The organism is Methylobacterium sp. J-076, assembly GCF_022829405.1.
Classification (GTDB): Bacteria; Pseudomonadota; Alphaproteobacteria; order Rhizobiales; family Beijerinckiaceae; genus Methylobacterium.
On sequence record NZ_JAKSXW010000149.1, the window covers coordinates 373,728 to 395,757 of the forward strand.

Genomic DNA, 22,030 nt, shown 5'->3' on the forward strand with positions numbered 1-22,030 from the left:
GATGCAGAGCACCGCCGTCGCTAAACCGTGTTCCATCCATCCCCCTCCGGGCAAGCCTATCGCCGTGGCAGTCCGACTGCCTCACCGGCGGAGGGATCGGTGCCACCTCCGGCGTATGAGCCGGATGGCATGCCCCACAACGGGTCGAGGATCATAGGACTCCCGATACGGCTGCAGTCGTGGTCGCATCCACGGCATTCGCCTGGCGGTTGTCGAGCTTGCGCAGCTCGGTGGCGATGTCCTGCAGGCTGGCGTCACCCTTACGCAGCACCTGGTCGGCCTCTGACAAGCGGTCGCGTTCCGCGGCCGTGACGTCACGCGCGCTGAGCACCACCACGGGGACCTCGGCGCATCCCGGCAGGTCGCGCAGGCTGTCGAGGAACGAGAAGCCGTCCATGACCGGCATGGTCAGATCCAGCAGCACGAGGCGCGGAACGCCATGCCGGACCTGGTCAAGGGCCTCGCAGCCGTTCCCGGCCTCGCGGACGCTCCAACCGTTGCGCTCCAGCACGGTTCGAAGGCGGTGGCGCATGTCGGCGTCGTCGTCGACCACGAGCACGTCGCCGTCCGCCGCCCGGAACTGGTCCAGGATCGTGCGGAGGCGCGTCCAGTCCACTGGCTTGGGTACCGCCTCGACCGCACCGAGGGATGCGCTTAAGGCCGCGTCGGCGACGAAGCTGACCATTACCACGGGGATGCCCGCCGTCTCCGGATCGGCCTTCAAGGCGGCGAGCACCGACCAACCATCCATCTCCGGCATCATCACGTCGAGCAGGATGGCCCGGGGACGGAGCGACTTGGCCAGCTCCAAACCGGTGCGTCCGTCGCCCGCCGTACGTACGGCGAAGCGCTGCCGTTCGAGGAACCGGGTCATCAATTCGCGCTGGTTGGCCTCGTCGTCGATGACCAGCACGAGATCGCCGATGCCGACCTGGTTCTCGGGTACCGTCGACGGTGCCTCGACGGCATGGTCCGGGGCGGCCGCGGGGATGCGTAGGGTGAAGGTCGTGCCCCGGCCCTCGACGCTGGCGACGGTGATGTCGCCGCCGAGCAGTTGCGCGAAGGCACGGCTCAGGGCCAGCCCGAGACCGGTCCCGCCGAACTTGCGCGTGGTGGTCTCGTCGGCCTGGGTGAAGCGCTCGAACAGGCGTCCGACCTGCTCCGCGCTCATCCCTATGCCCGTGTCCGCCACGCTGAATCGGAGCCAATCCGCGCCCGCATCCCTCTCGCGCGCGACCCGGAGGGTGATGGTACCGCCCTCGGTAAACTTGGCGGCGTTCGAGAGCAGGTTATATAGGCACTGACGCAGCTTCACCGCATCCGTTCGGGCCTGGCCGACGTCCGCCGCGACGTCCATCGCCAGCACGTTGCCCTTCTTCGCGACCAACGCCTCGACGGTGCCGGCGGCGTCGGTGGCGAAGGCCGCGATGTCGATGTCCTCCGGGTAGATTTCCATCTTCTCGGCCTCGACCTTCGAGAGGTCGAGCACGTCGTTGATCAACCCGAGCAAGTGCTGGGCGTTGGACTTAATCTTGCCGAGGTCCTTCAGCAGGCTGTCCTGGCCGAGCTCCTCCGCCTCCTCTTCGAGCATCTCAGAGTAGCCGATCACCGCGGACAGCGGCGTGCGCAATTCGTGGCTCATGTTGGCGAGGAAGCGGCTCTTCGCCCTGCTGTGCTCTTCCGCCGCCTCCCTGGCGGCCTCCGCCCGTGCGTTGGCCTCAGTCAGTTCCGCCTGTTTGCCGACGAGGACCCGGTTCGCGGCGTCGAGGCTTCCGAGTGTCACCTCGTTGCGAACGACGGACCTTCGCAGGGCGTCGCAGACCCAAACCATGACCGCGCCGACCGCCGCGTACTGGCAGAGGAGGGAGAGGTCGACGCCGCTGAGGCTCCCATCCCGGGTGTAGAACCACGTCGCGATCCCGGTCGACAGTGCCAGTGTCAGCACGCCGGCTTCCCGGCCGAAGGCGAGGCTCACCGCCAGCAGAACGGGTATGTAGAGCAGGAAGGGAGCGACGTAGGCCGGCGCCAGGAAGCGCACGAACGTCATGACGGCGATGGCCAGCACCGTCACCCCGTAGCGCACGGTGCTGGAGGGCCGGTGCCGGGACAGGGTGTTGATGAATCCGTACGAGCTGACCATCCCGGAGGAGTGTCATGCCGCGTTCGCTTTGCAAAGCGGGAGCGGTTCGTGAAGCAGGCTTCGATCCTTCGTAGGCCCCCGGGGAGTGTCTGCACCTTCGACCTCTCCGCCTGGCCTCGCGTGACCGGAAACTGGCCGCGTCGGCGTGAGTGGGCTGTCGGGGCCACCGGTCTGGTCTGAAACTTTCCTCTGCACGCCTCCGTACAAGTCGGCGTACGCCCGGCCTGGGCGCGGCGCGAGGCCCTGTCTCGACGTCGGCTTTGTCGTGTCCAGACGCTCCCACATAGCGATTTATATTCGATAAATCAGGAACTTGGTGGCGGCACCTTCTCTTCCCTCCTTGTGCGAAAGGGGATTTCTTCCCCGTACAGGAGAGATTGAATGAAGATCACCACCCTTGCCCTCGCCGCCTCGGTACTCGGCAGCCTCGCGTTCGGGGCTGGCGCCGCCTCCGCGGCCCCGATGGGCCCGAACGGTCTCCAGGCCGGCTCCTCTGCCGTCACCCAGGTCCGCATGGACCGCAGCGAGCGAATGATGATGAAGAAGCGCATGATGCGGAAGCACATGATGAAGCGCCGCATGATGAAGAAGCGGATGATGATGAACCGCGGCATGTAATTCCGAGGCGCCGTGCGCTTCCGGAGGCCCCGCTTCAGGGGCCTCCGCCCTGGCCGTTCAGAGTGCGGGGAAGACCGTTTGGCTCGAACCTATCTGACCCGATCAGCACCCAAGGCCGGTGAAGTCGAGCGACGCCGCTGGATGTTCCGCCATCCCCTCGTCATCCGGGTCACCCACTGGGTGAACGCGGTCTGCCTGCTGGTTCTACTGATGAGCGGCCTGCAGATCTTCAACGCCCATCCGGCGTTGTACTGGGGCAAGGTCTCGACCTTCGACGCGCCGCTGCTGGCGATGTCCTCGACCGAGGACGACCCGCCGAAGGGCGTCACGACGGTCCTGGGGCGGACTTTCGACACCAACGGTGTTCTGGGTTCCTCGACCGGCGCAGACGGTGAGGCGGCAGACCGCGGCTTCCCAGCCTGGGCGACCTTGCCGAGCGACCAGGGCCTCACCGGCGGCCGTTCCTGGCACTTCTTCTTCGCCTGGGCCTTCGTCCTGAACGGCCTCGCCTACCTTCTCTACGGTCTGGTCAGCGGGCAGCTGCGGTTCCGGGTGATCCCGTCGCGTGACCAGATACGGCATTTCGGCGCGTCGATCTGGAAGCACCTGACGCTGCGCTTCCCTCAAGGAGACGAGGCCAAGCGCTACAACGTCATCCAGAAGCTCACCTACCTCGTCGTGCTGTTCGTCCTCCTGCCGGTGCAGGTGCTGGCCGGGCTCGCGATGTCCCCGCCGATGGACGCGGCGTTCCCCTTCCTGCTGACGCTGTTCGACGGACGCCAGTCGGCCCGCACGGTCCACTTCGTCGTTGCGGCCCTGCTGGTCCTGTTTGTAGTCGTGCACGTCGTCCTGATCCTGCTATCGGGCTTCCGGAACAAAATGCGCGGGATGCTCACCGGGTGGTTCGTGATCGAGCGCAAGGTCGAGCCGGCCGTCTCCGCCGGAGGAGAACCCCGGTCATGAGCCGCTTACCCAACCGACGCGCCCTCCTGCTGGGGGCTTCCGCTAACGCCGCGGCGGCCATGCTCGGGGGCTGCGACCGCCTCGGCAACGCGGAGTGGTTCCAGCGCACGCTTAAGACGGGCGAGGACGCCAACCTGTTCGTACAGCGCCTGCTCCTGGGCAAGGCGACGCTGGCACCGGAATACGCCGAGGCCGACATCTCGCCGTGGTTCAAGCCGAACGGCACCGAGGACCCACCGGACAAGGCCTACAAGGCCCTGGCGAAGGGCAAGTTCGCCAAGTACCACCTGGTGGTCGGAGGCCTCGTGGAGGCGCCTCTCAAGCTGTCCCTGGCCGAACTCCGCCAGCTTCCCGCCCGCACCCAGATCACCCGGCACGACTGCGTCGAGGGCTGGAGCGCCATCGGCAAATGGACCGGGGTGCCCGTCGCCGAACTGCTCGACCTCGCCAAGCTCAAGCCGCAGGCGCGCTACGTGGTGTTCCACTGCGCCGACACCATGGACCAGGGCAGTTCGCTCGAAGGCGGGGAAGACGACGGGGAGGCCGACGAGGTCCCTGCCGGCAACGCCAACCCGAGCATGACCAAGCAGTCGGGCGGCGACGAGAGCAAGAAGGACTCCGGCGGCCAGCAGGCGGCGGATGACGACGCGGCCAGCGGCGGGACGCCGGTGCGGTTCTACGAGAGCATCGACCTGGTCGACGCTTTCCATCCGCAGACCATCCTCGCCTACGAGATGAACGGGGAGGCGCTTCCCGTGTCGAACGGCGCCCCGCTGCGCCTGAGGGTCGAGCGCAACCTCGGCTACAAGCAGGCGAAGTACGTTATGCGGATCGAGGTGGTCGAGAGCTTCGCCAACATCGGCGAGGGCAAGGGCGGTTACTGGGAGGACCAGGGCTACGCCTGGTATGCCGGCATCTGAGGCGGCGACGACGCAACGTCGGCGTTCACGCTATCCCTCGATGCGGACCATCTTCGAGGATACATCCAGCAGGGTTTCTCCGATGACATCCGGCCTTTGCAGCACCGCTGAGTACGGCCGCCCACGAGCGACGCAGCCGGACATCAACCCAGCGACCTTGGCACCATGCAGGTCCCAAGGGTGCGTCGCGATCAGGGCCATCTCGCCGGGTGCGACGCCTGCGGCCTGCGCCGCGTAGAGGTAGACCTCGCCACGCGGCTTCGAGAGCTTCACGTCCTCGACAGATAGAACCTGCTCGACCAGCCCATCCATGCCCGCCGCGGCAAGCAGCCCCTGCGTGGTCTTGGTGGCCCCATTGCTCAGCGCGAAGACCCTGATGCCGGCGTCAGCCAGGACCTGGAACGCGGCCCTCGCGTCCTGGTGCGGGGGTAGGGCCTTCATCATGTCGAGGACGGCATGCTTCTCCTTCGAGGAGGCTTCCAGGCCATGCATGGCGAGCAACTCGTCGAGGCACTCCGACAGGACGGACTGGAAGGGTGCGAAGGTGTTGGTCGCGGCGAGCGCGAAGGTGTCGCGCAAGCCGGTCGCGTAGAGAAGGTCCAGGGCCAGCGCCGGGAGGCCCAACGCCACCAGCGCGGGCCGCATCGGCTCCATGCTGAACACCGTACCGATGATGTCGAAGGCGACGACCTTGGGGCGACCGGGCATGGGTTTTCCGAATGCGATAGTCACGCGGGAACCGACGAGGACCAAAGGGTCTCACACCGAATCATCCATCCTGCGTCAGGGTGTCCGTCGCCGGATACGTACCAGGCCGCAGTGACCGGCCGGCCCATCGAAGAGCCGGCCCGTCTCGATCATCCCGCGGCCTCGGTCATGACGCCGACAAGGGAAAGCTTACCTGGTACCGGTGGAACTGTTGGCCGATCCGCCGAACGCAGCCTTGAGGTCACCGACAACGGCGGACGAGGAATTCGTCATCCCTCGATGGCACCGATCTGCTTGAGGATGCCGAGCTCGTCGGAGGAACCCCACCGCTCGACCATCTTGCCTTCGACGAAGCGACCGATCTGCATGCCGCGGACCTTGATGGCCTTCCCGGTCGGCTTATGGCCGTTGAAGTCGCCCTGGTGCGTGCCGGTGAGCGTGTAGGCGAAGGCGACGTCGTCCCCGTCCGCGACTAGCTTCTCCACCTCGACCTGCATGTCGGGAAAGGCGGAGCGGAGCTGCGTGAAGAACGCTTGGTATCCCTCGGGACCCATGTGCTGGCCCGGCGCCGGGTCGTGATCGTGGCAATCCGGGGCGACGACCTCGGGGAAAGCATCGAACCGGCCGCCGTTTACGAATTCGCCGAATTTCTCGGTGGCCTGGATGCTGGTCTCGCGGGACATGGTGTTCCTTGGGGCTTGGATGCGGCGAACCGGCGTCCGGCATCTTGACACACGGTAAACTCCCGCCGCGGTCGGATGTTGCTGGTGCCGCACACGACCGGGTCGAGATGACGGCTGGGCATTACGGCGGATCGTGGCGGGATGCTGGATCGACCGCTGGCGGGGACGTCGTCCACGAAGGCGGATGGAGTCGGCATACCGTGTCACCCGTTCCTAGGTGACGTTCACCCGCACCCGGTGCCAACAGGCGCATAGGTAGCCCTTGTGGTTCCAGGTCTCGTCCGGCAGTGCCGGCTGCGTCTGGCCCGCTTCGTCCCACGCGCGCACGACGAGCTCATGCTCGCCGGGAGGCAGGTCGAAGTCCGCGCTCCAGAACGTCCAGGCGAACGGGGCGTCGGCCTCGTGTTCGAGTTCGGCCTGCACCCAGGACCGGCCGCCGTTCCCGGAGACGTCGACGCGCACGATGGCCCGGTCGCCGCTTACCGCGTAGCCCCGGACCCTGTTGTCCCCTGACGTGAGGGTGGCCCCGCGTGCCGGCTCGCAGATCGCCGAGTTCAGCGGCATCGTGTCGATGGTGTGCCCGTTGGCCGGATCGGCGGTCTCGGCGTTCACGTCGGCCGGGTACAGCTTGTAATCGCCGGCCTGGATCGGGTTGTCCGAGGGGTGGTCCTGGACGCTCAGTCGCCGGAGCCATTTGGGGCTGCGCACGCCGGCGAAGCCCGGCACCACCGCGCGGACCGGGAAGCCGTGCTCCGGGAGCAAGGCTTCGCCGTTCATGGCGTAGGCCAGCAGGGTCTCGGGCGCCATGGCTTTGGCGAGCGGGATCGAGGCTCCGTAATGGTGACCTTCGACCGTGTCGTGGCTCTCGAAAGCGACATGGAGGGCCATGCGCTCGGCGACCCCCGCCGCGCGCAGGACGTCGCCGAGCCGTACCCCGGTCCATTCGGCGGTGCCGATGGCGCCGGCGTCCCACGGGTCGCCCGTCACCGGTGCCACCGCCCGCATGTCGGCGCGGCGATTGCCAGCGCACTGCATCGTGGCGGTGACCGTGGTTTCCAAGAAGCGGGTCCGCAGTTCGGATAGCGACAACTGAAGCATGGTACCGGTTCCGCCATCAACGGTGAGGCGCCAGTTCGCCTCGTCGAGATCCGGTAGATCGCCGTGCGAGCGGACGTAGAAGTCCTTTGCCGGCGTCCGGTAGGCGGCCCGCAATCGGTCGAGGGGCGGTTCGGCGTTGTAGGGTTGGTCGCCGTGGACCATCAGGCGTGCCTTCCGCTCGCTCAGGCTCGACATTGGTGCTCCAGTGCGGGTGAGGTCACTGGAGTGAACGCGCCGGCGACGGGAAGGGTCATTCGGCCATCCACGGGCCAGGGCGGCGGCAGCACTGCGCAACCGCTGGGTTCGGTCGAGCCTTCGCCGAACGTCGCAAGGACCCTCGCGGACCGACCTTTTCCGAGCCGTTTCTCGTGCCCAACCGAAAAAAAGCTGAGTCCCGCCCCGGGGATCGATGGTTTGGACGGACCGTTATGGGCGGTCTGGTCTATCCTTTCGTGTTTGTATTTTGCCTCGCTCACGATTTAACCAAGATAGTCGTGCTTTCGCCCTATTCGCGTGCCAAAAATGAATATTTCCACTAGTTATTTGGGCGCATTGCTCTTGTTGCAATACAGTCATTTTTGCAAGAACATAATGCAAAAGGGCCCAGCTCGTTTGCACGAGTTGGGCCCTTTATTCCGCGCGTAAGCACGGTGCTGCTTCAATGATCGCCTTAAGGGCGAGCAGTGGGTCATCCGCGATAACGCACGGTCGACCGGTCCCGAGAGATGGCCAGGCAGCGGTTTTATAATACCCCAAATCGTTCGATCGTCAAATTGATGTTTAATCTATGCTTAATATAGCTTTAATGACGCACAATTGCGGTGTCGCTATAACTAGAGCGTTTTCGGTTTGAGCTGAATCGGATGGCTGGGGCTCACGCACGGCTGCTGGGCTGATTCAATGCGCGATCCAGGTTAGGAGCATGGCATGGGCCGACCCTACAGCCAGGATCTGCGTGAGCGGGTAGTGGACGCGGCAGGCGCGACTTCGCGCCAGCAAGCGGCCAAGCGCTTCGGGGAGGGGGCTGCGACAGCGGTCCGCTGGATGACGGCACTGGCCACGACCGGCATAGTGGCGGCCCGGCCCCAAGAGCGGGCACACCGCTCCAAGCTCGATCCGCACGAGGCGTTCCTGCGCGGCCTGATCGCCATGACCGAATTCCGCCTGGCCGCAATCCACGCGTTTCATCATTGGCGGTCCAAAATGGCCATGGGCTCTATGTAATTTTCCATGGCAACGGGAGAGACTACGGGCAGCTGGGAGCGGCGACCCAAGAAAATTAATACTTAGCTCCTGAAACGGTCAGGGAGACCGTCTCTGGAGGTTTCGGTGGCTCAGGGGTCTTGGGACTATCCGGCATTCGGACTCAGGGTGATCCCCATGGCCAGATCGCCGTCTCGCTGGGGACGACACCTGCTTGCCCCTAACGCTTGGAGTCGGGGTCGCGCGAGGGTGCGCGTGGCTCCCGGTGCCCTTGTTCGAGGCGGGACCACAGGGGACGATGGACTGTCGCGTCGGGTGTGGTGCCCCGGCGAGCCGACGTGCCCGCCGAGAGGACCTCATGCATTCCGAGTACGTCCGAGGGTCGGACGCCTCACTCAGCTACCGATGGAGGGCCGACCCGGCCGCCATTGAGCGCCTCGGCTTGACGCCGGGCCGCACCGCAGACGACCGGCGAGTTCAGGCGAGCATCATTGCCTCCCTTCGCATCGAGGCCGACGGCCAGAACCGGCGCGTCTCCTATTCCCGGTCTAGCGACTTTTACGACGTCCCGGGCCGGTACCGGGACACGCCGTACACGAAGGCCCGCGTGTGCAGGACCATCGACCGTCTGGCAAAGGCCGGCCTCGTCGACAACTTTGTGCAGGTCGCCGGCGCCCACCTCCATCCCGACGAGGCCAAGCGCATCCAGAGCGCGGCAAGGGCCTATCCGGCCCTCTTAGCACGCCTGGGCGACACACCCCTGGAGTACAACCGCCGCCGCTGCTCGCTCATCCTCCGGGACGACACCGGCGGGCTCGTCGACTTCGCGGACACGCAGCGGACCGAACGCCTCCGCGCCGGCGTGGACCGCATCAACGGCTGGCTGGGAACCATGGACGTCACGGTGTCCCCGGACGCCGACCAGGCGAACTGGAGGCGCAGCGCGCACCACCTGCACGCCCGGAAGGTCAAGGGCAACAGCAGCGAGACGTGGGCCTGCACGCTGCCAACTCCCACCCCCGAGGTGGTGCGGATATTCAGCCGGTCGAGCTTCGATGCCCACGGCCGGTACTACGGCTGGTGGCAGGGCCTGCCCAAGGCCAGGCGGAATGAACTGCTCATCAACGGTGAGGTCTGCATCGAGCCCGACTTCCAGTGGCTGCATCCGACCCTGCTGTACGCCATGGCCGGCGAGGTCATCGCCCACGACCCCTACACCACGGGCTACTGGCCACGGGCGGCCGGGAAGTTAGCCTTCAACACCGCCGTCAACGCCCGCACCATCCCTGAAGCCATCGGGGCCCTACTGGGCAAGCGCGCCGAGGTCGGAGACGACGGCGAGCCCGTGTGGCGATACGGGGCCAGGCAGACCGCCCGCATCCTGGAAGACATCCGGGAGGCCAACCGGCCCATCGCCCACCTGTTCGGGTCCGATGCCGGCGTGAGGCTGATGCGCATCGACAGCGACATGGCGACGGCGGTCATGGAGGGGTGCAGGAATGCGGGGGTGCCGTGCCTCCCGGTCCACGATTCCTTCCTCACCCCGGCCCGAACCGAGGGTGTCGTGACCGCGAAAATGGCGGAGGTTTTGACCGCCGCCAGCAACCAACTATATCGAGGTATTACAAGGGGTTCGCTTCGAACCATCCTACATAATGAGGGAGGGGGGTCGTTCCCGGCCTCTCCGGCCTCCCCGGTGGGACCTCCCCCAGCCCCCCGGGTCACTCCTCCGGAACCCCCAACCTCCGCCTCCGCCGGACCTGTCTCTGTAGACCCCGGTTCCGTATCTCCGACCCCTATAGGAGGCCCTGTATCAAGAACCTCGGTCCAGCTAGACCATGACCTCGCGGTGGCCTTCCTCACGGACCTCGGTCACGACCCTCGTAGTCAAGAACCTTCGAAACCCGCGCCGGTTGTCCAGCCAGCCCCGGCTAGGCCCCTCGCGCGTCAAAGGCGGAACCACCCACGGTCCAAAATTGAGGGGCCTGTGCGGCCTTCCCTGGACCTGACCTCCGCCTCGTCCATCCTCGTCCCGCCCCCAGAGTACCCCGTGTCCCTTCCTCACGACCCTCCACCCCTCCCACGCCGGTCATGGGAGGACTGTCGACGACCCTCGGTCTGGCAGGTCACGGAACCCGACGGCACGGTCCGGGCTGGCGACCCTGAGTTCATGGCGGCCCGGGCGGCCGAGATCCGGGCCATGGGCTACGACCCGCATCGGCCGAGACCACCGAAGATCGCCCCGGGTCTGTAGCGGCGCGCCGTTGTGGCCGGCGTCGCAGGGTGTATAGTGTCGGCACCCCTCGGCGGGGCGACTGCACCACGGTCGAGACGCCCTGGCACGGCGTATGGTCGATACCAGCACGTGCCGGGGCGTCGCCGTTTCAAGCCCCGCTCTATGTCCGAAAAAACCGCATGATGGTCTTTTCGTGTATAGAGGCGGCCCCGATGTCCCTTGCGACTGGGGGTGGCATCATCCCGGCATGAACATTCCCATGCCTGTCTCCGAGCCCGCCCGCTCCCTTGCCCGCGTTATCGCCGCCGCAAAGACACGGGCTTGGCGGGAGGCGCGCAAGGCCGAGGCCGACGCGGACGCAGCCATCGTCCGGGGCCTCGTGAAGGCGCTCGACGGCCATCTCTCGCCCGAGGGCCGGATGAAGTGCAGGAACGGGGCCGTCACCGTCCATCAGGTCGTCGTCGAGGCGATGGCGGGCCTCTCCATCGCGAGCGGCCTCGATGCCGCCGTCGCCAGGGACCGGGTCATCGCCCGTCTCACGGTAGCCGCCACGCCTCGCAACTGACCGACCGAATCGCGGGCACGTGCTACGCTGTCCCCGGCTGTCTTCGGCCTTCACCTCGGGCTCCGTCGCGTCGCCTCGCCCCGGGGCCCTCCTTCCCCCAGGAGTCTCGGCCGACGCCACCGACGACGATCTCATTGTCGCGTTCCGCCCGGCCTTCGCCGTCACCCGCAACTCGACGTCCGGCCGGCATCCCGAGACCGAGGGCCGGGTCGAGTGGTCGGCCGAGTTCGAGGAAGCGTGACATGTTGCACCTCGTCCACCTCCTTGGGCTGCAGGACCCTATCACCGACGCCAGCCTGGCCGGCGCCGTCGACGTGCTGGAATTCCGGCTGACCGAGCGCCGCGGGCAGGAGGCGGAGGCCTCCCTGAAGATCAGGAACCCGGGCCTCTCCATTTTGACCCGGTCCACGAACGTGGCCGTGGTCGAGAGCCCGGACGGGACGGTCGCGAACGCCAAGATCCTGTGCCGGGCCCGCGTCGTGGCGGCCCCGAAGTCGCTGACCGGCAACGAGGCGACGCTGGAGCTGAAGTGCAGCTCGCCGTCGTTCCAGACGGATCTCCAGACGGCGGCCAACGCGGCGTGCTCCGGCGCGGCCATCCCGCCGTGGACCGTGCGCGTCGTGCCGACCCCCGACCCGGGCAGCATCGGCGTCGTGTTCACGGGCACGCCCGGCTCCGTGGCCTCGTGGGGCAACCTGCGGGCCGGCGCGATCAAGGTGCGGTCGTTCTTCCAGGAGGACCTGGTGCGCTCCGTCTACGCGCGCGTCCCCTGGAACACCATCAACGCCACGAACGCGCTCCTCGTGCTGACGCTGCCGGCGACGGCGGCCGCGGCGGCCCGGGCGGCGGCGCAGGCCGGGCAGTTCGCCCTCATCGGCGTGTCGGGCGATTCCGACGCGACCCACGGCGCCTTCTACACCTACGGCGTCGTCATGCGGCTCGTGCCCGGGCTCGACGGCACCGTGGACGTCTACGTCAACCTGGCGGACCCGAAGCTGACCGGGTCGGGCTTCGCCTACGCCGCCGGCGACCCCGGGCTGGCCGGCCTGCCGTTCTACGACCCGCTGTACGGCGGGGACGTCAACGACCTGGCGACGACGGCGCTGGAGGCCCGCGCGGCCGCCTGGCACGTCGACCCAGTCACGCACGCCATCACGCTGGAGCCGCTCCTGACCGGCCCCGTCGTCGACCTCGGCGGTCTGGGCGACGACGCCTCGACGGATTCCTCGACCGGCCAGTCGCCGGTGAAGGCGGTGAAATTCCGCGTCGTGGCCGAATGGGAGCAGCACGCCGCGGGTCCGGTCGACATCGCCTCGGTCATCGCCACCGCCGCGTCCCCGTCGGGCTTCATCTCGTCCATGCAGGACAAGGTGGTCGAGGGCGGGTCCGACCAGAAGCTCGACTTCCAGGGCTGGTCCGGCTGGACCAAGGGCGACTGGCGGCAGGTGTCCGTCCTGTCGCAGTCGGCCCCCTTCTTCACGGGCCGCACGATCCAGGCGACCTACCAGGACTACACGGTCCACCCGGGCTACACCGACGACCAGGGGAACTACCAGGCCCCGACCACGACGTACGGCGACCCCTACACGTACGTCCATTCCGAGACCGGGAATTTCAACATCCGGTCCGTCCGCTACACCGCGGCGTGGGTGGCCTACGAGTACAGCCAGCCCCGCCGCGAGGTCGTGGACTTCGTGCTGGACTGCCAGGCGCAGGTGACGGTCCAGGCCACCGAGACGGCCACGTTGCCGACGGTGAACCTCGGCGACCTCCTCGTGGCCGCCGGCATCGCGCCCTACGCCCCGGAGACGGTCTACTCGACCGGGGACCGCGTGAGCCTGTTCGGCCGGGTCTGGGAGAGCCTCGTCGACGGGAACATCCGGTTCTACGAGCCCGTCTCGAAGGCCTCCGCGGGGATCTCGGGCCTGTCGGTGTCCGTCCAGTACCTGCCGGTCAACTGGAGGGACTTGGGGACCCTCGCGCCGATGCCCGACCCCCGGGCGCCGAGCTTCTTCGACACGGATCGCGGCCGCGGCTGCCTGCAGCACGCCCTGTGCCGGATGGGTGCGGCCGCGCTGCGCCGCCTGGAGATGATTAGCATCTCCCGGACGTACCCGTGGACGCTCGCACGGGACCTCACGCTGCACCAGCGCGTGCGGCTGCTGTTCAAGGACGGCGACAAGGCGACGCCCATGGTGGGCAAAGTCACGGTCATCGAGCGCGTCGTGACGGGGGAATCCGCCACGGTGCGGCTGACCATGGCCGTGCCGCTCGGCACCGGTGCGAACGGCACGGTCGACGCCGCCGGGCGCACGACCCCGTTCGCCCCGGTGCAGGCCGTCGCGCCCCAGAACCCGCTCCTCGCCCCGTCCGTGGCCGCGACGAGCTCCATCATCACCGTGGGCGGGAACATCGAGGCCGTCGTCACGCCGGACGACCTGGTGCTGCCCGTCGACGCCTACCGGCTGTCCGACCCCTGGTACGCGGTCGGCGAGGTGTTCGTCGACAACCAAGCCGACCGGCAGATGGCCCTGGCGCTGTCGCGGGCGGCGTCGGGCGGGGACCCGCGGGCGGTGACGCGGGACTACCCGACGACACTGCGAGTGAACATGAGATTCATGGTCAGCCACGCGGTCATCGAGCGCATCTACCGGGTCCACGCGGCGCTGCTGACGTCGCCGCGCGGGATCGACCTGGCGGGAGGGGGAGAGCCATGAGCGACGACGGCACCATCGTCGGCAACGCGGACCAGCTCGCGGATGCCATCCAGTCCCTCATCCAAAGGAACCTGCGCTCGACCGCGGGCGCGCCCCGCGCCCCGGGGACGTCCCAAGTCGACACGACGGCGGACCAGTCCGACCCCGTGCCCGGGCGGGACGTGGCCTACGGCTCGTTCGCGAAGATCCAGTATTTCCCTTCGCCCATCAACACGTCGTCGCCCCGGGACAACCCGGACGGGTCGCGCACCTTCGTCAAGGTGATGAACGCGCAGGTCATCGGATGGACCGCGAATCGGGGATCATCCTACGCCGAGGACACCAAGACGACGGTCCTCGGGACGGACGGATTCAGCGGGACCTTCACCGGTTGGTCCAGCCAGTACCAGAGCTGAGGACAGGACATGGGCGCGCCGCTCAACATCGCCATCACCTACGCGTCCGAGAAAGGGTCGGACATCAACGGGGCCGAGGCCGACGCGAATTTCCACGCGCTCGTGGCGGCCATCCAGACGCTGGCCACGATGGGCTCAGGCACCGGTATCGCGGCCATCGAGATCGACCCGAACACGCAGATCGCGACGTTCGTGGACACGAACAACGTCGTGTTGGGTGCGTTCACGCTTCCGTCGAGGCCGGTGCGCCCGGCGGGCGTCTGGGCGGCCGCGGTCAAGTACGCCGCTGGCGACGTCGTGCGGATCAGCGCCTCGGCGACGGTCCCCCTGGGCCTCGTGGCCCTGGCTACCAAGATCTTCACGTCGGACGCCAAGGACGCGGCGGTCGACCTCGCGTCGGGGGCCATGATGCCCCTCGTGTACGACGGTGCCCCCTTCGCCACGCAGCGTGGTACGTACAGCGATACGTATACGTATGCGGTCGGCGACGTCGTGTTCTACCCGGCCACCGCCACGTACTATCGGCTCATGCAGCCGACGCCAGCGGCCTCGAAGCCGGACCGCCCGATTCTGGCGGCGGACGGAACGGTCTCGGTCCCGTGGACCCCGGTGTCCGTGCCCGGCTACCGGGCAATACGTATCAGGGCGGACGGCCTCCCTGCCGCGGGGGCGGTCGTGTGCCGGGAGATGATGGACCGGTTCGGTACGTTCGGGGCCAACATGGTGCCGGCGAACGCTCCGGGCTCGGGCCCGTCCCCCATCCTGCGGGCCAAGACCGCCGCCAAGGCCCTGTGCTACTTCACCGTGAAGCTCAATGGCACGTCCATCGGCCTCCTGGCGTTCGCCGCCAACAGCGCGGTCGCGGGGTTCACCACCACCGGGGGGAAGACGATCCAGGTCAACCTCGGCGACGTCCTGGAGATCTTCGCCCCCGCGACGCAGGACGCCACGCTGGCCGACGTCCTGGGGTTCCTCAACCTGACGGTCTACTGAGGTACGACTTCCGCTGACCTTCCGTTACGCATCCCATGATATTCCGTTACGCGGATGGCATGTAACGGGACGCCACCCTGGTTACGTACGGGACCCCTGCAGCGCGCCCTCAGGGCCTCCCGTACGAACGCGGTCATGCACAGGGCCGTTACGGACCGGCAACCATCCCTGCTGGTTCCCCTCGACATTGGGCCCGAGATGTCGATCCCTGGGCGACTCAGCAGGGGGAGGCGGTCATGAGGCCAGAGGATTTCGGGAACAGCGCAGAGGCCTTCACGTACGGCATCGCGGCCATTCTCGCGAACCGAGCAAGCGACGCGCGGGCAGCGACCGCCGCCCGGATGACCGACCAGCTTGCCGCCCGCATCATCATCGAGCGCCGTGCCCAGAAGGCCTCCATCGCTCGGCAGCGGGCGGACGGGGAGCGGCGCCGGAGGATGATCATCGCGGCCGGAGGGCGGTAGCATCCCGTGAGCATCACTGATGCTCACATGTGTGCAGAGATGTGCACAGGGAAAGCCACAACCCACAGAATGCGGTCATCCCCAAAATAATCGCGGGTCGCTCGCAGACAGCAAAAAGCCCGCCTCGGGATGCCGGGGCGGGCTTCGTCGTTCCGGTGATGGCGTTAGGCGGCGAGCTTCTCGTCGAGTTCGTCGATGCACTCCTGAATGCACGCGAGGCTGAATTCGCGGTTCGCCTCCTCGATGTCCTCGGGCCGCGTTCCGTCCCGGATGTCCAGGTACGCGTCGAGGACGCGGGCGGAATGCTGAGCCAGCGTGGGGACGACCGGGAGGCCCGGAATCGTATCGACGCCCCGAAGGTGCCTGCCGATGCGGTCGGCGGTCTTCGATGCCATCTTCATGCGCTCCGCGACCGTCAGCGACCGCACGTAGTGCTCCTGGTGCGCCGGTAGCTCGACCGTCGGCTCCTCGCCGGCGAACGGCGCGATCAGCCCCAGCGCGGCCAGCCCGGTCTCCTCGTCACCCGAGAGCTCGGCGGCCGGGGCCTCGACGGCGTCGGCTTCCGCGAGGGCCTCCGAGACGTCCGGCGCCGGCGCGCCGAGGACCGCCCTGGCGACACGCCATGTCCACCGGCATCCGTCCCAGACCAACGCGGGCGCCAGGGCCAACGCTGCCATCACCATCATCATGAACCTGCGCATTCCGACCTCCTGTGTGCGCCCAGGGAATCATGCGCCCAGGGTTTGATAGCTACAACCCCCATTTCGACTGTCATCCCGTTTCCGGAACACTGTTCCGAGAAACGCTGCGCGGGGGATGTGTAACGAAAGATCATGAGAGTGCGTCAATCTGTACTGGGTAGATTTTCGTCCACTACTACCGCCAGGAATGTCGCCGGCCTACGTCTAGTCGTCGAAGCGCCGCCGCGTCGGCGCTTCGTGGGATTCGGAGGCAGCGGTGAAGATGACCATCGAGGATGTCCTGGAGAGAATGCGCGACCGGACCGAGCGGGAGGGCAGCGTGGCCGCCTGGGCACGCCGGCACGCCGTTAGTCAGGTGTACGCGAGGGACGTCCTCGCCGGCCGTCGTCCTCCGGGGCCCGGCATCCTGGAGGCCCTCGGGCTCTCTCGCGACGTGTCCGTCACGTACCGGGAGGCCCCTGCCCATGACTGAGGCCGCCACCGCTCTCCACCCCGCCGACGACCTCGCCTTCGTGCGTCATGAGCTTGCCTCGTGCGTGTCCCGTCAGCGACTCCTCTCCATCCGCGAGGAGGCCCTGACGACCGGTCTGGTCGCCGACCGCGAGGCCCGGGTCGGCGCGCTGCATCACGCCGTCGTCACTCGTGTGCGTGGCCGGGATGTCGTCGACGTAGAGCGCCTCCCCGACCTGCAGCGCGTCCTGCTGCTGCTGCAGGGACCGGTCGTGGTGGCGGACACGGAGACGACCGGCCTCCACGTGCTGGAAGGCGACCGCCTGATCAGCGCCGCGTTCCTGCGCATCCATCCCGACGCCGTCAGCGAGACGCTCCTGGAGATCACCGTGAACCCGGGCCGGGCGTCCGACGCGGCCGCCCTGGCGGTCCACGGGCTGACGGAGGCCGACCTGCGCGACCGCGCCCCGTTCAGCTACTCGCACGCGCGCGCGATCATAGACGTGTGCCGCGGCGGCACCATCGTCGCGCACAACGCACCGTTCGACGTCGGATTCCTGGACGCCGAGTTCGAGCGCGAGGGTCTGTATTTCACGGGCGTGCCCAGCGACGTGGTCGACACGCGCATAGTCTCGAAGCTCCTCTGGCCGGGCGAGAGCGGTTCTCTCGACGCCCTCGCGACCCGGCTCGGTGTCGACCGCGGGGGCCGGGACGTCCGGCACACCGCCGCCGGGGATGCCCGTGTCCTAGCCGCCTGCCTGCCGGGCATCCGGGACGCGCTGCGTCGGTGGATAGCCCGATGAGCAAGTTCGTCGACGGCCTCGTCGAGCTCTCTCAGCCCCCCGCCCAGGGGCCTGTCGTCACCGACCGCGCGGTGCGGGAACGCCTCCGCCGCGCGGTCACGGAGGCCGGCGGGCAGAAGGCGTGGTGCCAGGCCGTAGGGCTCCATGCCTACGGGGACCTGTCAGCGCTCTCGAAGTCGCTCAGGCCGAACGCCCGCGTCCGGTCGCGATTCCTGCCGGCGCTGGGCCTGCGCATGGATGCCCACGGCTACGTCCGGGAGGCGCCGCAGCCGTCGGTCTCCGTCGTGGCCCGGTCCGACGACGACGGCCGCCTCCTGGCCGTCCATGCCGAGGGCGAGGCGGGTGTCGCGGCCGCCGTGCAAATCGTCTCCGCCGTCCTGGGGAGGCGCTCGTGAGCCTGCCCGGCAAGCCTGCCTCCATCTGGGAACGGTTCCCGGGCACGGACCTGTCGTCCGAACCCGCGGTGCTGCGAGCCCGCCTCGTGGCCGCGCAGGAGCGGGCACGAGCGGTCGCTGCTGCAGACCCCGCCTCGGACGTGTCGCGGGAGGCACGCATCGCGCTGGAGGTCGCCCGCATGGGTCTCCTGCTGGCCTCACGGAAAGCCATCGTCGCGCTGGAGGAGGCCTGCCCGCCGTCCCTCGACGAGATCACCGGAACACCACGGACCTGACTGGTCCGTTCGCCGACGCGCCGGGCGACAGCGGCCAACGACCCCTGCAACCACCCATGGAGCATCCCAACCAATGTTCGACCAGCTTCTCTCCGCCCTCTCCGGTTCGACCTCGATTCCCGGCCCCGCCAACACCCCCGCGAAGGCGCTCGACCCCGACGACATCCTCAAGCGCATCACGGGGGCGGTCGAACGCTACGCCGAATGGCCTCCCTTCAGCGTCGGTGATCTCGTCACCCCGCGTGCGAACTCGGCGATGAAAGGGGCCGGCGAGCCCCACGCAGTGGTCGAGATCCTCGATGACACGGGCGGTAGGAACAGCGCCGTCTTCGTGCGGTCCGCGCAGATCTCGCCCGAGCAGACCTACTCGAACGCTTACGGTCGCATCCTGAACATGCGCGTCATCAGGTCCATCGATAGCCACGTCGCGGCGCACCTGGTCGAGGCCGCCGACTTCGAGGCCTGGACGCCGGAGCACGAGGCGGCGTGGCGCGAGAAGCTCACCAAGGCCGCGGCCGGCCCACAGCCGATGACCCTCACCGAGGCCGTGGCGGACCTTCGCGACCGGGCCGCCGGCAAGGAAGTCCGGGCCGAGTGGAAGGAGGGCGACACCGTCGAGATCGTCCCCGATGCCCGGGGCATCGAGGCGCCCATGGCCATCGAGGGCCTTCACGTCGGCATCGTCCGCAAGGTCGACCCGACGGACGGGACCACGCACGTCCTCTACCACGCGGCCTCCACGGGCAAGGCGGGGACTGCCTGGGCGCGGAACGTGGACCTGAAGAAGTGGGGGCCAAAGCCGGTCGAGGCCTCCGCCCCGTCCCCCGCCGACGCCACCGCCTGAGAAGGCCGTCGCGCGCCAGGCGGCAGTGGCGCCTCATACCCCCAGCAACCCCACCACCGAGAGGAGCGCGCCATGGAGCGCAGGATTTCCGACATCCGAACCAACTTCGACATCACGGGTGCCCGAGCGGTCATCGCTGCGGCAACCAACGCTGCGCAGAACTCGGTGAGAACACTTCATGACTACGAGAAGCAGGCGGACCTCATCGCCACTGCCCTCGATGCCGGCGGGTTCGCCATCGTCAGGAAGGTCGTCTCGGACGTCGACGTCCTCGACCTGCGCAGCGGGGTGTTCGTCCAGGACGGCAAGGCCGACCCGCTCACCGGGTACGAGGCCAGCGCCTGGCTGGTGTCGATGCGGGCGCTCCCCGTCGACCCGGCGACCCGCCCGACGGGCGAGGACGTGGCCATCGTCGTTGTGATGCCCAACGGCGAGTCCGTCCCCCTGACGAGCGACGAATACCGCGAGAGGTCGGAGCACCGCGTGAACCCATCCGTTCCTACCGGCCGCACCATTGAGGTGATGTACGCGAATCCAGACGGGAGCACCTTCAAGGAGAGGCACATGGAGGTCCTGCGCGAGGGCAAGTTCCACCTCGACGTGTCACCTGCCTTGCCCACCGTTGGCACGAAGATCTTGGGGGCTACCGTCATCTACGCCAGGGAAACGGTCGAGGGTCCGCCCAGCGTCAAGGACGCGGCTGCCGTCCCCCTGGAGGCTGGTAGCGTGTTCAGTCCGCCGCCAGGGATGAAGATCTCGCCGGCGGCCGCGGACGAAGCCTTCGACCCGTCGTCCATGCAGATGAAGCTGGTGCCGGGCAAGCCGTACAGCCCCATGCCCATCCGGCCCGTCCCCATCCTCGCGGTCTTCTACGAGGACGGCATCATCAGCTTCGCCGGCGATGGGAACGACTGGATCGCCTTCCGCGACATGGCCGCGAAGGTCGTGGACCCCTCCCGCCGAGAGGCCTGACGCCGCCCGTCGCGCGCCCGGCGGCAGGGGCGCAGCCACCGTCATCCCCCGCAACAATGGTTTTCAGGAGCGCGCCGCGTGCGCCACGATTCCCATCGCACCACGACCGCCGTCGCGCAGGCCCTCGGGCGCCCCGCCGACCTGACCGCAGCCATCGGCTTGCTCGATGCCCTCCATGACGCCGGATACTCCGTCGTCCGCCATGCGCCCCTCCTGACGGACCCGGCGGCGTCCATCATCGCCGGCGAAATCGTCTCGGGCGGCCGGCTCCCCGCCACCGAGGTCGCCACCCGCATCATCGGCAAGCTCGCTCAGGCGGGCCTCGCCCCGGGCGCCGGGCAGCCGACGGGGCGGACGGTGCCGCTCACGATAGCGGGTGTCCCCATCGTCGCGCTGATCAGCACGACCGAGGCGACCGCCTTGGCCGCCGCCCTCGCTCAGGGGAGGACCGCCTAATGCGCCGCGTCACCGAGATCCCCTACGAGCCGCACCGGTACGTAGACGAGCTTCCTAACACCGCATGGGCGAACGCGTTGGTCTGGGACTCCCGCGTCCGGGCCGGCGATGAGGATGCCCTCGCCCTGGCCCGCGACCTCGGGCTGGGCAGTGCCAGCCTTTCCGGTCCGGACCGCATCGACGCGTTGCTGTACGGCGTCGCGCTCGGCGTGGCTGCCCTCCCGGACCGCAAGGCCCAGGAGAAGGCCATTGTCGCGGTGTTCGGCTCCCACGGCATGCGCGACGTCCATGCCCTGTTCGAGGCCATCGGCGGCGACCCGCTCGTCGATGACGAGGACCGCGCGGCATACCTCCAGGAGCGCATCCTCGGCCGGGTCGAATGGGGCCAGCACAACGATGTCGATGTGGCCTGGCTACGGGCCAAGGCGGCCGCCACCGTCACCGACGTCGACTTCCTGCAAATGGTCCCCTTCCAGGGCGACGAGACGGAGGTGACCGAGCTCGACCGGCGTGTCGTCCGGGCTCGCCGGGAACACCGGTGCTACTTGACCGGCCTGCCCATCGCGGTGGGTGAGCGGCACATGGTCCTGCGCGAGGTCGCCGAGGGGAAGTTCACGACGACCCGGCACAGTGCCGTGGCCGCCTGGTTCGAGGCCCACGCGGGGGTGCCCGCGGAACGACTGATCCCGGCCGAGCCCATCGACACCAGGAGGGCCGCATGATGCGCCAGGTCCTCGTCACCGTCGCCGGCGCGCCCGGGCGACTCGCCGCCTCGGGTGCCGCCCTGGCCACAGTCGTCCTGACCGCGGGCGGACATCTCCAGGCCCTCGCCGTCAGCGCGTGGATGCTGCTCGTCTGGGGGTCGATCTTCGCCGTCGCTGTCATGGGCCTGGGCATCGCCGCCCAGATCACCGGAGTCTACGACGACGCCCCCGCTGCCCCGGTCCGGGAGGAGGATCCCCATGGACTATTATGAGGCGCCCGAGGCAACCATCTCCCCGACGCGGTTCGACGGGGCCGCGATCTGGGCCACGTTTTCCCCCGAGAAGCAGGCCCGCATCGGGGCGGCCGCGGTCGAACTCGTGATGGGTCATCACCTCGCATTTGCCGGGGGGTACGCCACCGATTCCGACGCGGTCTCCAGGGCCGCGGCGCAGGCCTTCGCCCTGGCCCGAGAACTCATCGACGCGGAGGTGTTGGGCTGGCCCGACGGCATCCCCCCCGGCGAATGGTTGGAGAAAGGCCCACACGGGGCCCAGTACCGCATCCCGTCCATCATCGGGATGGTGTGCCTCTCGTGCGGCTGTTCCGAGGGGGACGCCTGCGAGGGCGGGTGCGGGTGGCACGACGAGACGACGTGCACGGCCTGCGTCGCCGACCGCCCGGAAGAGTAACCGCGTCTCCTCTCGGTTTAACCTTAATCGTTCGCGT

Annotated in this window: 25 protein-coding genes and 1 pseudogene; 21 read left to right on the forward strand and 5 right to left on the reverse strand. The window is 68.1% G+C overall.

Annotated features, from left to right (window positions below; all coding sequences use genetic code 11):
* Window positions 1–151: 151 nt before the first annotated feature.
* Entirely contained in the window at window positions 152–2,065 is a 1,914-nt protein-coding gene (locus tag MKK53_RS23990) for a hybrid sensor histidine kinase/response regulator (protein WP_243931471.1), read from the reverse strand.
* A gap of 456 nt (window positions 2,066–2,521) precedes the next feature.
* Between MKK53_RS23990 and MKK53_RS23995 the strand changes: the two genes are divergently transcribed.
* The 3 genes from MKK53_RS23995 (at window position 2,522) to MKK53_RS24005 (ending at window position 4,641) form a co-directional block, all read left to right on the forward strand.
* On the forward strand, window positions 2,522–2,758 hold the full coding sequence (locus tag MKK53_RS23995) for a hypothetical protein (protein WP_243931472.1): 237 nt from the start codon (window positions 2,522–2,524) through the stop codon (window positions 2,756–2,758).
* 141 nt (window positions 2,759–2,899) lie between these two features.
* A complete protein-coding gene (locus MKK53_RS24000; protein WP_243931473.1) occupies window positions 2,900–3,721 on the forward strand; it encodes a cytochrome b/b6 domain-containing protein in 822 nt (273 codons plus the stop codon).
* Entirely contained in the window at window positions 3,718–4,641 is a 924-nt protein-coding gene (locus MKK53_RS24005) for a molybdopterin-binding protein (RefSeq protein ID WP_243931474.1), read from the forward strand. Before MKK53_RS24000 ends, MKK53_RS24005 begins: the two co-directional genes overlap by 4 nt.
* A gap of 30 nt (window positions 4,642–4,671) precedes the next feature.
* Here the strand turns inward: MKK53_RS24005 and MKK53_RS24010 are convergent, their stop codons facing one another.
* The 3 genes from MKK53_RS24010 to MKK53_RS24020 all read right to left on the reverse strand — a co-directional run bounded on the left by MKK53_RS24010 (window position 4,672) and on the right by MKK53_RS24020 (window position 7,325).
* Window positions 4,672–5,349, reverse strand: coding sequence for a haloacid dehalogenase type II (locus MKK53_RS24010; protein ID WP_243931475.1), 678 nt, complete (start codon window positions 5,347–5,349; stop codon window positions 4,672–4,674).
* Between the two features lie 269 nt (window positions 5,350–5,618).
* A complete protein-coding gene (locus tag MKK53_RS24015) occupies window positions 5,619–6,032 on the reverse strand; it encodes an ester cyclase (RefSeq protein ID WP_243931476.1) in 414 nt (137 codons plus the stop codon).
* A gap of 213 nt (window positions 6,033–6,245) precedes the next feature.
* Window positions 6,246–7,325 carry a molybdopterin-dependent oxidoreductase gene (locus MKK53_RS24020; RefSeq protein ID WP_243931477.1) on the reverse strand — a complete coding sequence of 360 codons (1,080 nt, stop codon included), beginning with the start codon at window positions 7,323–7,325 and terminating at the stop codon, window positions 6,246–6,248.
* Window positions 7,326–8,057: 732 nt separating this feature from the next.
* On the opposite strand from MKK53_RS24020, the pseudogene MKK53_RS24025 reads away from it, so the two are divergent.
* The 8 genes and pseudogenes from MKK53_RS24025 to MKK53_RS24060 all read left to right on the forward strand — a co-directional run.
* Window positions 8,058–8,276: pseudogene (locus MKK53_RS24025) on the forward strand (IS630 family transposase); the annotation flags it as partial.
* Window positions 8,277–8,691: 415 nt separating this feature from the next.
* Window positions 8,692–10,587, forward strand: a complete 1,896-nt coding sequence (locus MKK53_RS24030; protein ID WP_243931478.1) for a hypothetical protein — start codon at window positions 8,692–8,694, stop codon at window positions 10,585–10,587.
* Between the two features lie 241 nt (window positions 10,588–10,828).
* Window positions 10,829–11,134, forward strand: a complete 306-nt coding sequence (locus MKK53_RS24035) for a hypothetical protein (protein ID WP_243931479.1) — start codon at window positions 10,829–10,831, stop codon at window positions 11,132–11,134.
* Window positions 11,135–11,153: 19 nt separating this feature from the next.
* Window positions 11,154–11,375, forward strand: coding sequence for a hypothetical protein (locus MKK53_RS24040; RefSeq protein WP_243931480.1), 222 nt, complete (start codon window positions 11,154–11,156; stop codon window positions 11,373–11,375).
* Between the two features lies 1 nt (window position 11,376).
* The gene (locus tag MKK53_RS24045; protein ID WP_243931481.1) at window positions 11,377–13,851 is read left to right on the forward strand and encodes a hypothetical protein; all 2,475 of its coding nucleotides are present in this window, start codon (window positions 11,377–11,379) and stop codon (window positions 13,849–13,851) included.
* Entirely contained in the window at window positions 13,848–14,246 is a 399-nt protein-coding gene (locus MKK53_RS24050) for a hypothetical protein (RefSeq protein WP_243931482.1), read from the forward strand. Before MKK53_RS24045 ends, MKK53_RS24050 begins: the two co-directional genes overlap by 4 nt.
* A gap of 9 nt (window positions 14,247–14,255) precedes the next feature.
* Window positions 14,256–15,239 carry a hypothetical protein gene (locus MKK53_RS24055; protein WP_243931483.1) on the forward strand — a complete coding sequence of 328 codons (984 nt, stop codon included), beginning with the start codon at window positions 14,256–14,258 and terminating at the stop codon, window positions 15,237–15,239.
* A 236-nt stretch (window positions 15,240–15,475) separates the two neighbouring features.
* Window positions 15,476–15,703 carry a hypothetical protein gene (locus tag MKK53_RS24060; protein WP_243931484.1) on the forward strand — a complete coding sequence of 76 codons (228 nt, stop codon included), beginning with the start codon at window positions 15,476–15,478 and terminating at the stop codon, window positions 15,701–15,703.
* A gap of 164 nt (window positions 15,704–15,867) precedes the next feature.
* On the opposite strand, the gene MKK53_RS24065 is transcribed toward MKK53_RS24060, so the two are convergent.
* Window positions 15,868–16,404 (reverse strand): hypothetical protein, encoded by a 537-nt coding sequence (locus tag MKK53_RS24065; protein WP_243931485.1) that lies wholly within the window; start codon window positions 16,402–16,404, stop codon window positions 15,868–15,870.
* Between the two features lie 256 nt (window positions 16,405–16,660).
* Between MKK53_RS24065 and MKK53_RS24070 the strand changes: the two genes are divergently transcribed.
* The 10 genes from MKK53_RS24070 to MKK53_RS24115 all read left to right on the forward strand — a co-directional run bounded on the left by MKK53_RS24070 (window position 16,661) and on the right by MKK53_RS24115 (window position 21,993).
* Window positions 16,661–16,876: a hypothetical protein gene (locus MKK53_RS24070; RefSeq protein WP_243931486.1), complete on the forward strand. Its 216-nt coding sequence runs from the start codon at window positions 16,661–16,663 to the stop codon at window positions 16,874–16,876.
* A complete protein-coding gene (locus tag MKK53_RS24075; protein ID WP_243931487.1) occupies window positions 16,869–17,657 on the forward strand; it encodes an exonuclease domain-containing protein in 789 nt (262 codons plus the stop codon). Before MKK53_RS24070 ends, MKK53_RS24075 begins: the two co-directional genes overlap by 8 nt.
* The gene (locus MKK53_RS24080) at window positions 17,654–18,052 is read left to right on the forward strand and encodes a hypothetical protein (protein WP_243931488.1); all 399 of its coding nucleotides are present in this window, start codon (window positions 17,654–17,656) and stop codon (window positions 18,050–18,052) included. The genes MKK53_RS24075 and MKK53_RS24080 overlap by 4 nt, the downstream gene beginning before the upstream one ends.
* Entirely contained in the window at window positions 18,049–18,327 is a 279-nt protein-coding gene (locus MKK53_RS24085) for a hypothetical protein (protein WP_243931489.1), read from the forward strand. Before MKK53_RS24080 ends, MKK53_RS24085 begins: the two co-directional genes overlap by 4 nt.
* 73 nt (window positions 18,328–18,400) lie before the next feature.
* Complete coding sequence (locus MKK53_RS24090; RefSeq protein ID WP_243931490.1) at window positions 18,401–19,171, forward strand: hypothetical protein; 771 nt, start codon at window positions 18,401–18,403, stop codon at window positions 19,169–19,171.
* Between the two features lie 72 nt (window positions 19,172–19,243).
* Complete coding sequence (locus MKK53_RS24095) at window positions 19,244–20,143, forward strand: hypothetical protein (RefSeq protein WP_243931491.1); 900 nt, start codon at window positions 19,244–19,246, stop codon at window positions 20,141–20,143.
* A gap of 78 nt (window positions 20,144–20,221) precedes the next feature.
* Window positions 20,222–20,599 (forward strand): hypothetical protein, encoded by a 378-nt coding sequence (locus MKK53_RS24100; protein ID WP_243931492.1) that lies wholly within the window; start codon window positions 20,222–20,224, stop codon window positions 20,597–20,599.
* The gene (locus MKK53_RS24105) at window positions 20,599–21,321 is read left to right on the forward strand and encodes a hypothetical protein (RefSeq protein WP_243931493.1); all 723 of its coding nucleotides are present in this window, start codon (window positions 20,599–20,601) and stop codon (window positions 21,319–21,321) included. Before MKK53_RS24100 ends, MKK53_RS24105 begins: the two co-directional genes overlap by 1 nt.
* Window positions 21,318–21,575 carry a hypothetical protein gene (locus MKK53_RS24110; RefSeq protein WP_243931494.1) on the forward strand — a complete coding sequence of 86 codons (258 nt, stop codon included), beginning with the start codon at window positions 21,318–21,320 and terminating at the stop codon, window positions 21,573–21,575. Before MKK53_RS24105 ends, MKK53_RS24110 begins: the two co-directional genes overlap by 4 nt.
* Complete coding sequence (locus tag MKK53_RS24115; protein WP_243931495.1) at window positions 21,562–21,993, forward strand: hypothetical protein; 432 nt, start codon at window positions 21,562–21,564, stop codon at window positions 21,991–21,993. The genes MKK53_RS24110 and MKK53_RS24115 overlap by 14 nt, the downstream gene beginning before the upstream one ends.
* Window positions 21,994–22,030: the final 37 nt, after the last annotated feature.

Excerpts from the sequence above, each read along its gene's own strand:
- MKK53_RS23995 (WP_243931472.1), top strand. The coding sequence starts at position 2,522 with ATGAAGATCACCACCCTTGCCCTCGCCGCCTCGGTACTCGGCAGCCTC.
- MKK53_RS24000 (WP_243931473.1), top strand. The coding sequence starts at position 2,900 with ATGTTCCGCCATCCCCTCGTCATCCGGGTCACCCACTGGGTGAACGCG.
- MKK53_RS24005 (WP_243931474.1), top strand. The coding sequence starts at position 3,718 with ATGAGCCGCTTACCCAACCGACGCGCCCTCCTGCTGGGGGCTTCCGCT.
- MKK53_RS24010 (WP_243931475.1), bottom strand. The coding sequence starts at position 5,349 with ATGCCCGGTCGCCCCAAGGTCGTCGCCTTCGACATCATCGGTACGGTG.
- MKK53_RS24015 (WP_243931476.1), bottom strand. The coding sequence starts at position 6,032 with ATGTCCCGCGAGACCAGCATCCAGGCCACCGAGAAATTCGGCGAATTC.
- MKK53_RS24020 (WP_243931477.1), bottom strand. The coding sequence starts at position 7,325 with ATGTCGAGCCTGAGCGAGCGGAAGGCACGCCTGATGGTCCACGGCGAC.
- MKK53_RS24030 (WP_243931478.1), top strand. The coding sequence starts at position 8,692 with ATGCATTCCGAGTACGTCCGAGGGTCGGACGCCTCACTCAGCTACCGA.
- MKK53_RS24035 (WP_243931479.1), top strand. The coding sequence starts at position 10,829 with ATGCCTGTCTCCGAGCCCGCCCGCTCCCTTGCCCGCGTTATCGCCGCC.
- MKK53_RS24045 (WP_243931481.1), top strand. The coding sequence starts at position 11,377 with ATGTTGCACCTCGTCCACCTCCTTGGGCTGCAGGACCCTATCACCGAC.
- MKK53_RS24050 (WP_243931482.1), top strand. The coding sequence starts at position 13,848 with ATGAGCGACGACGGCACCATCGTCGGCAACGCGGACCAGCTCGCGGAT.
- MKK53_RS24055 (WP_243931483.1), top strand. The coding sequence starts at position 14,256 with ATGGGCGCGCCGCTCAACATCGCCATCACCTACGCGTCCGAGAAAGGG.
- MKK53_RS24060 (WP_243931484.1), top strand. The coding sequence starts at position 15,476 with ATGAGGCCAGAGGATTTCGGGAACAGCGCAGAGGCCTTCACGTACGGC.
- MKK53_RS24065 (WP_243931485.1), bottom strand. The coding sequence starts at position 16,404 with ATGCGCAGGTTCATGATGATGGTGATGGCAGCGTTGGCCCTGGCGCCC.
- MKK53_RS24075 (WP_243931487.1), top strand. The coding sequence starts at position 16,869 with ATGACTGAGGCCGCCACCGCTCTCCACCCCGCCGACGACCTCGCCTTC.
- MKK53_RS24080 (WP_243931488.1), top strand. The coding sequence starts at position 17,654 with ATGAGCAAGTTCGTCGACGGCCTCGTCGAGCTCTCTCAGCCCCCCGCC.
- MKK53_RS24090 (WP_243931490.1), top strand. The coding sequence starts at position 18,401 with ATGTTCGACCAGCTTCTCTCCGCCCTCTCCGGTTCGACCTCGATTCCC.
- MKK53_RS24095 (WP_243931491.1), top strand. The coding sequence starts at position 19,244 with ATGGAGCGCAGGATTTCCGACATCCGAACCAACTTCGACATCACGGGT.
- MKK53_RS24105 (WP_243931493.1), top strand. The coding sequence starts at position 20,599 with ATGCGCCGCGTCACCGAGATCCCCTACGAGCCGCACCGGTACGTAGAC.
- MKK53_RS24110 (WP_243931494.1), top strand. The coding sequence starts at position 21,318 with ATGATGCGCCAGGTCCTCGTCACCGTCGCCGGCGCGCCCGGGCGACTC.
- MKK53_RS24115 (WP_243931495.1), top strand. The coding sequence starts at position 21,562 with ATGGACTATTATGAGGCGCCCGAGGCAACCATCTCCCCGACGCGGTTC.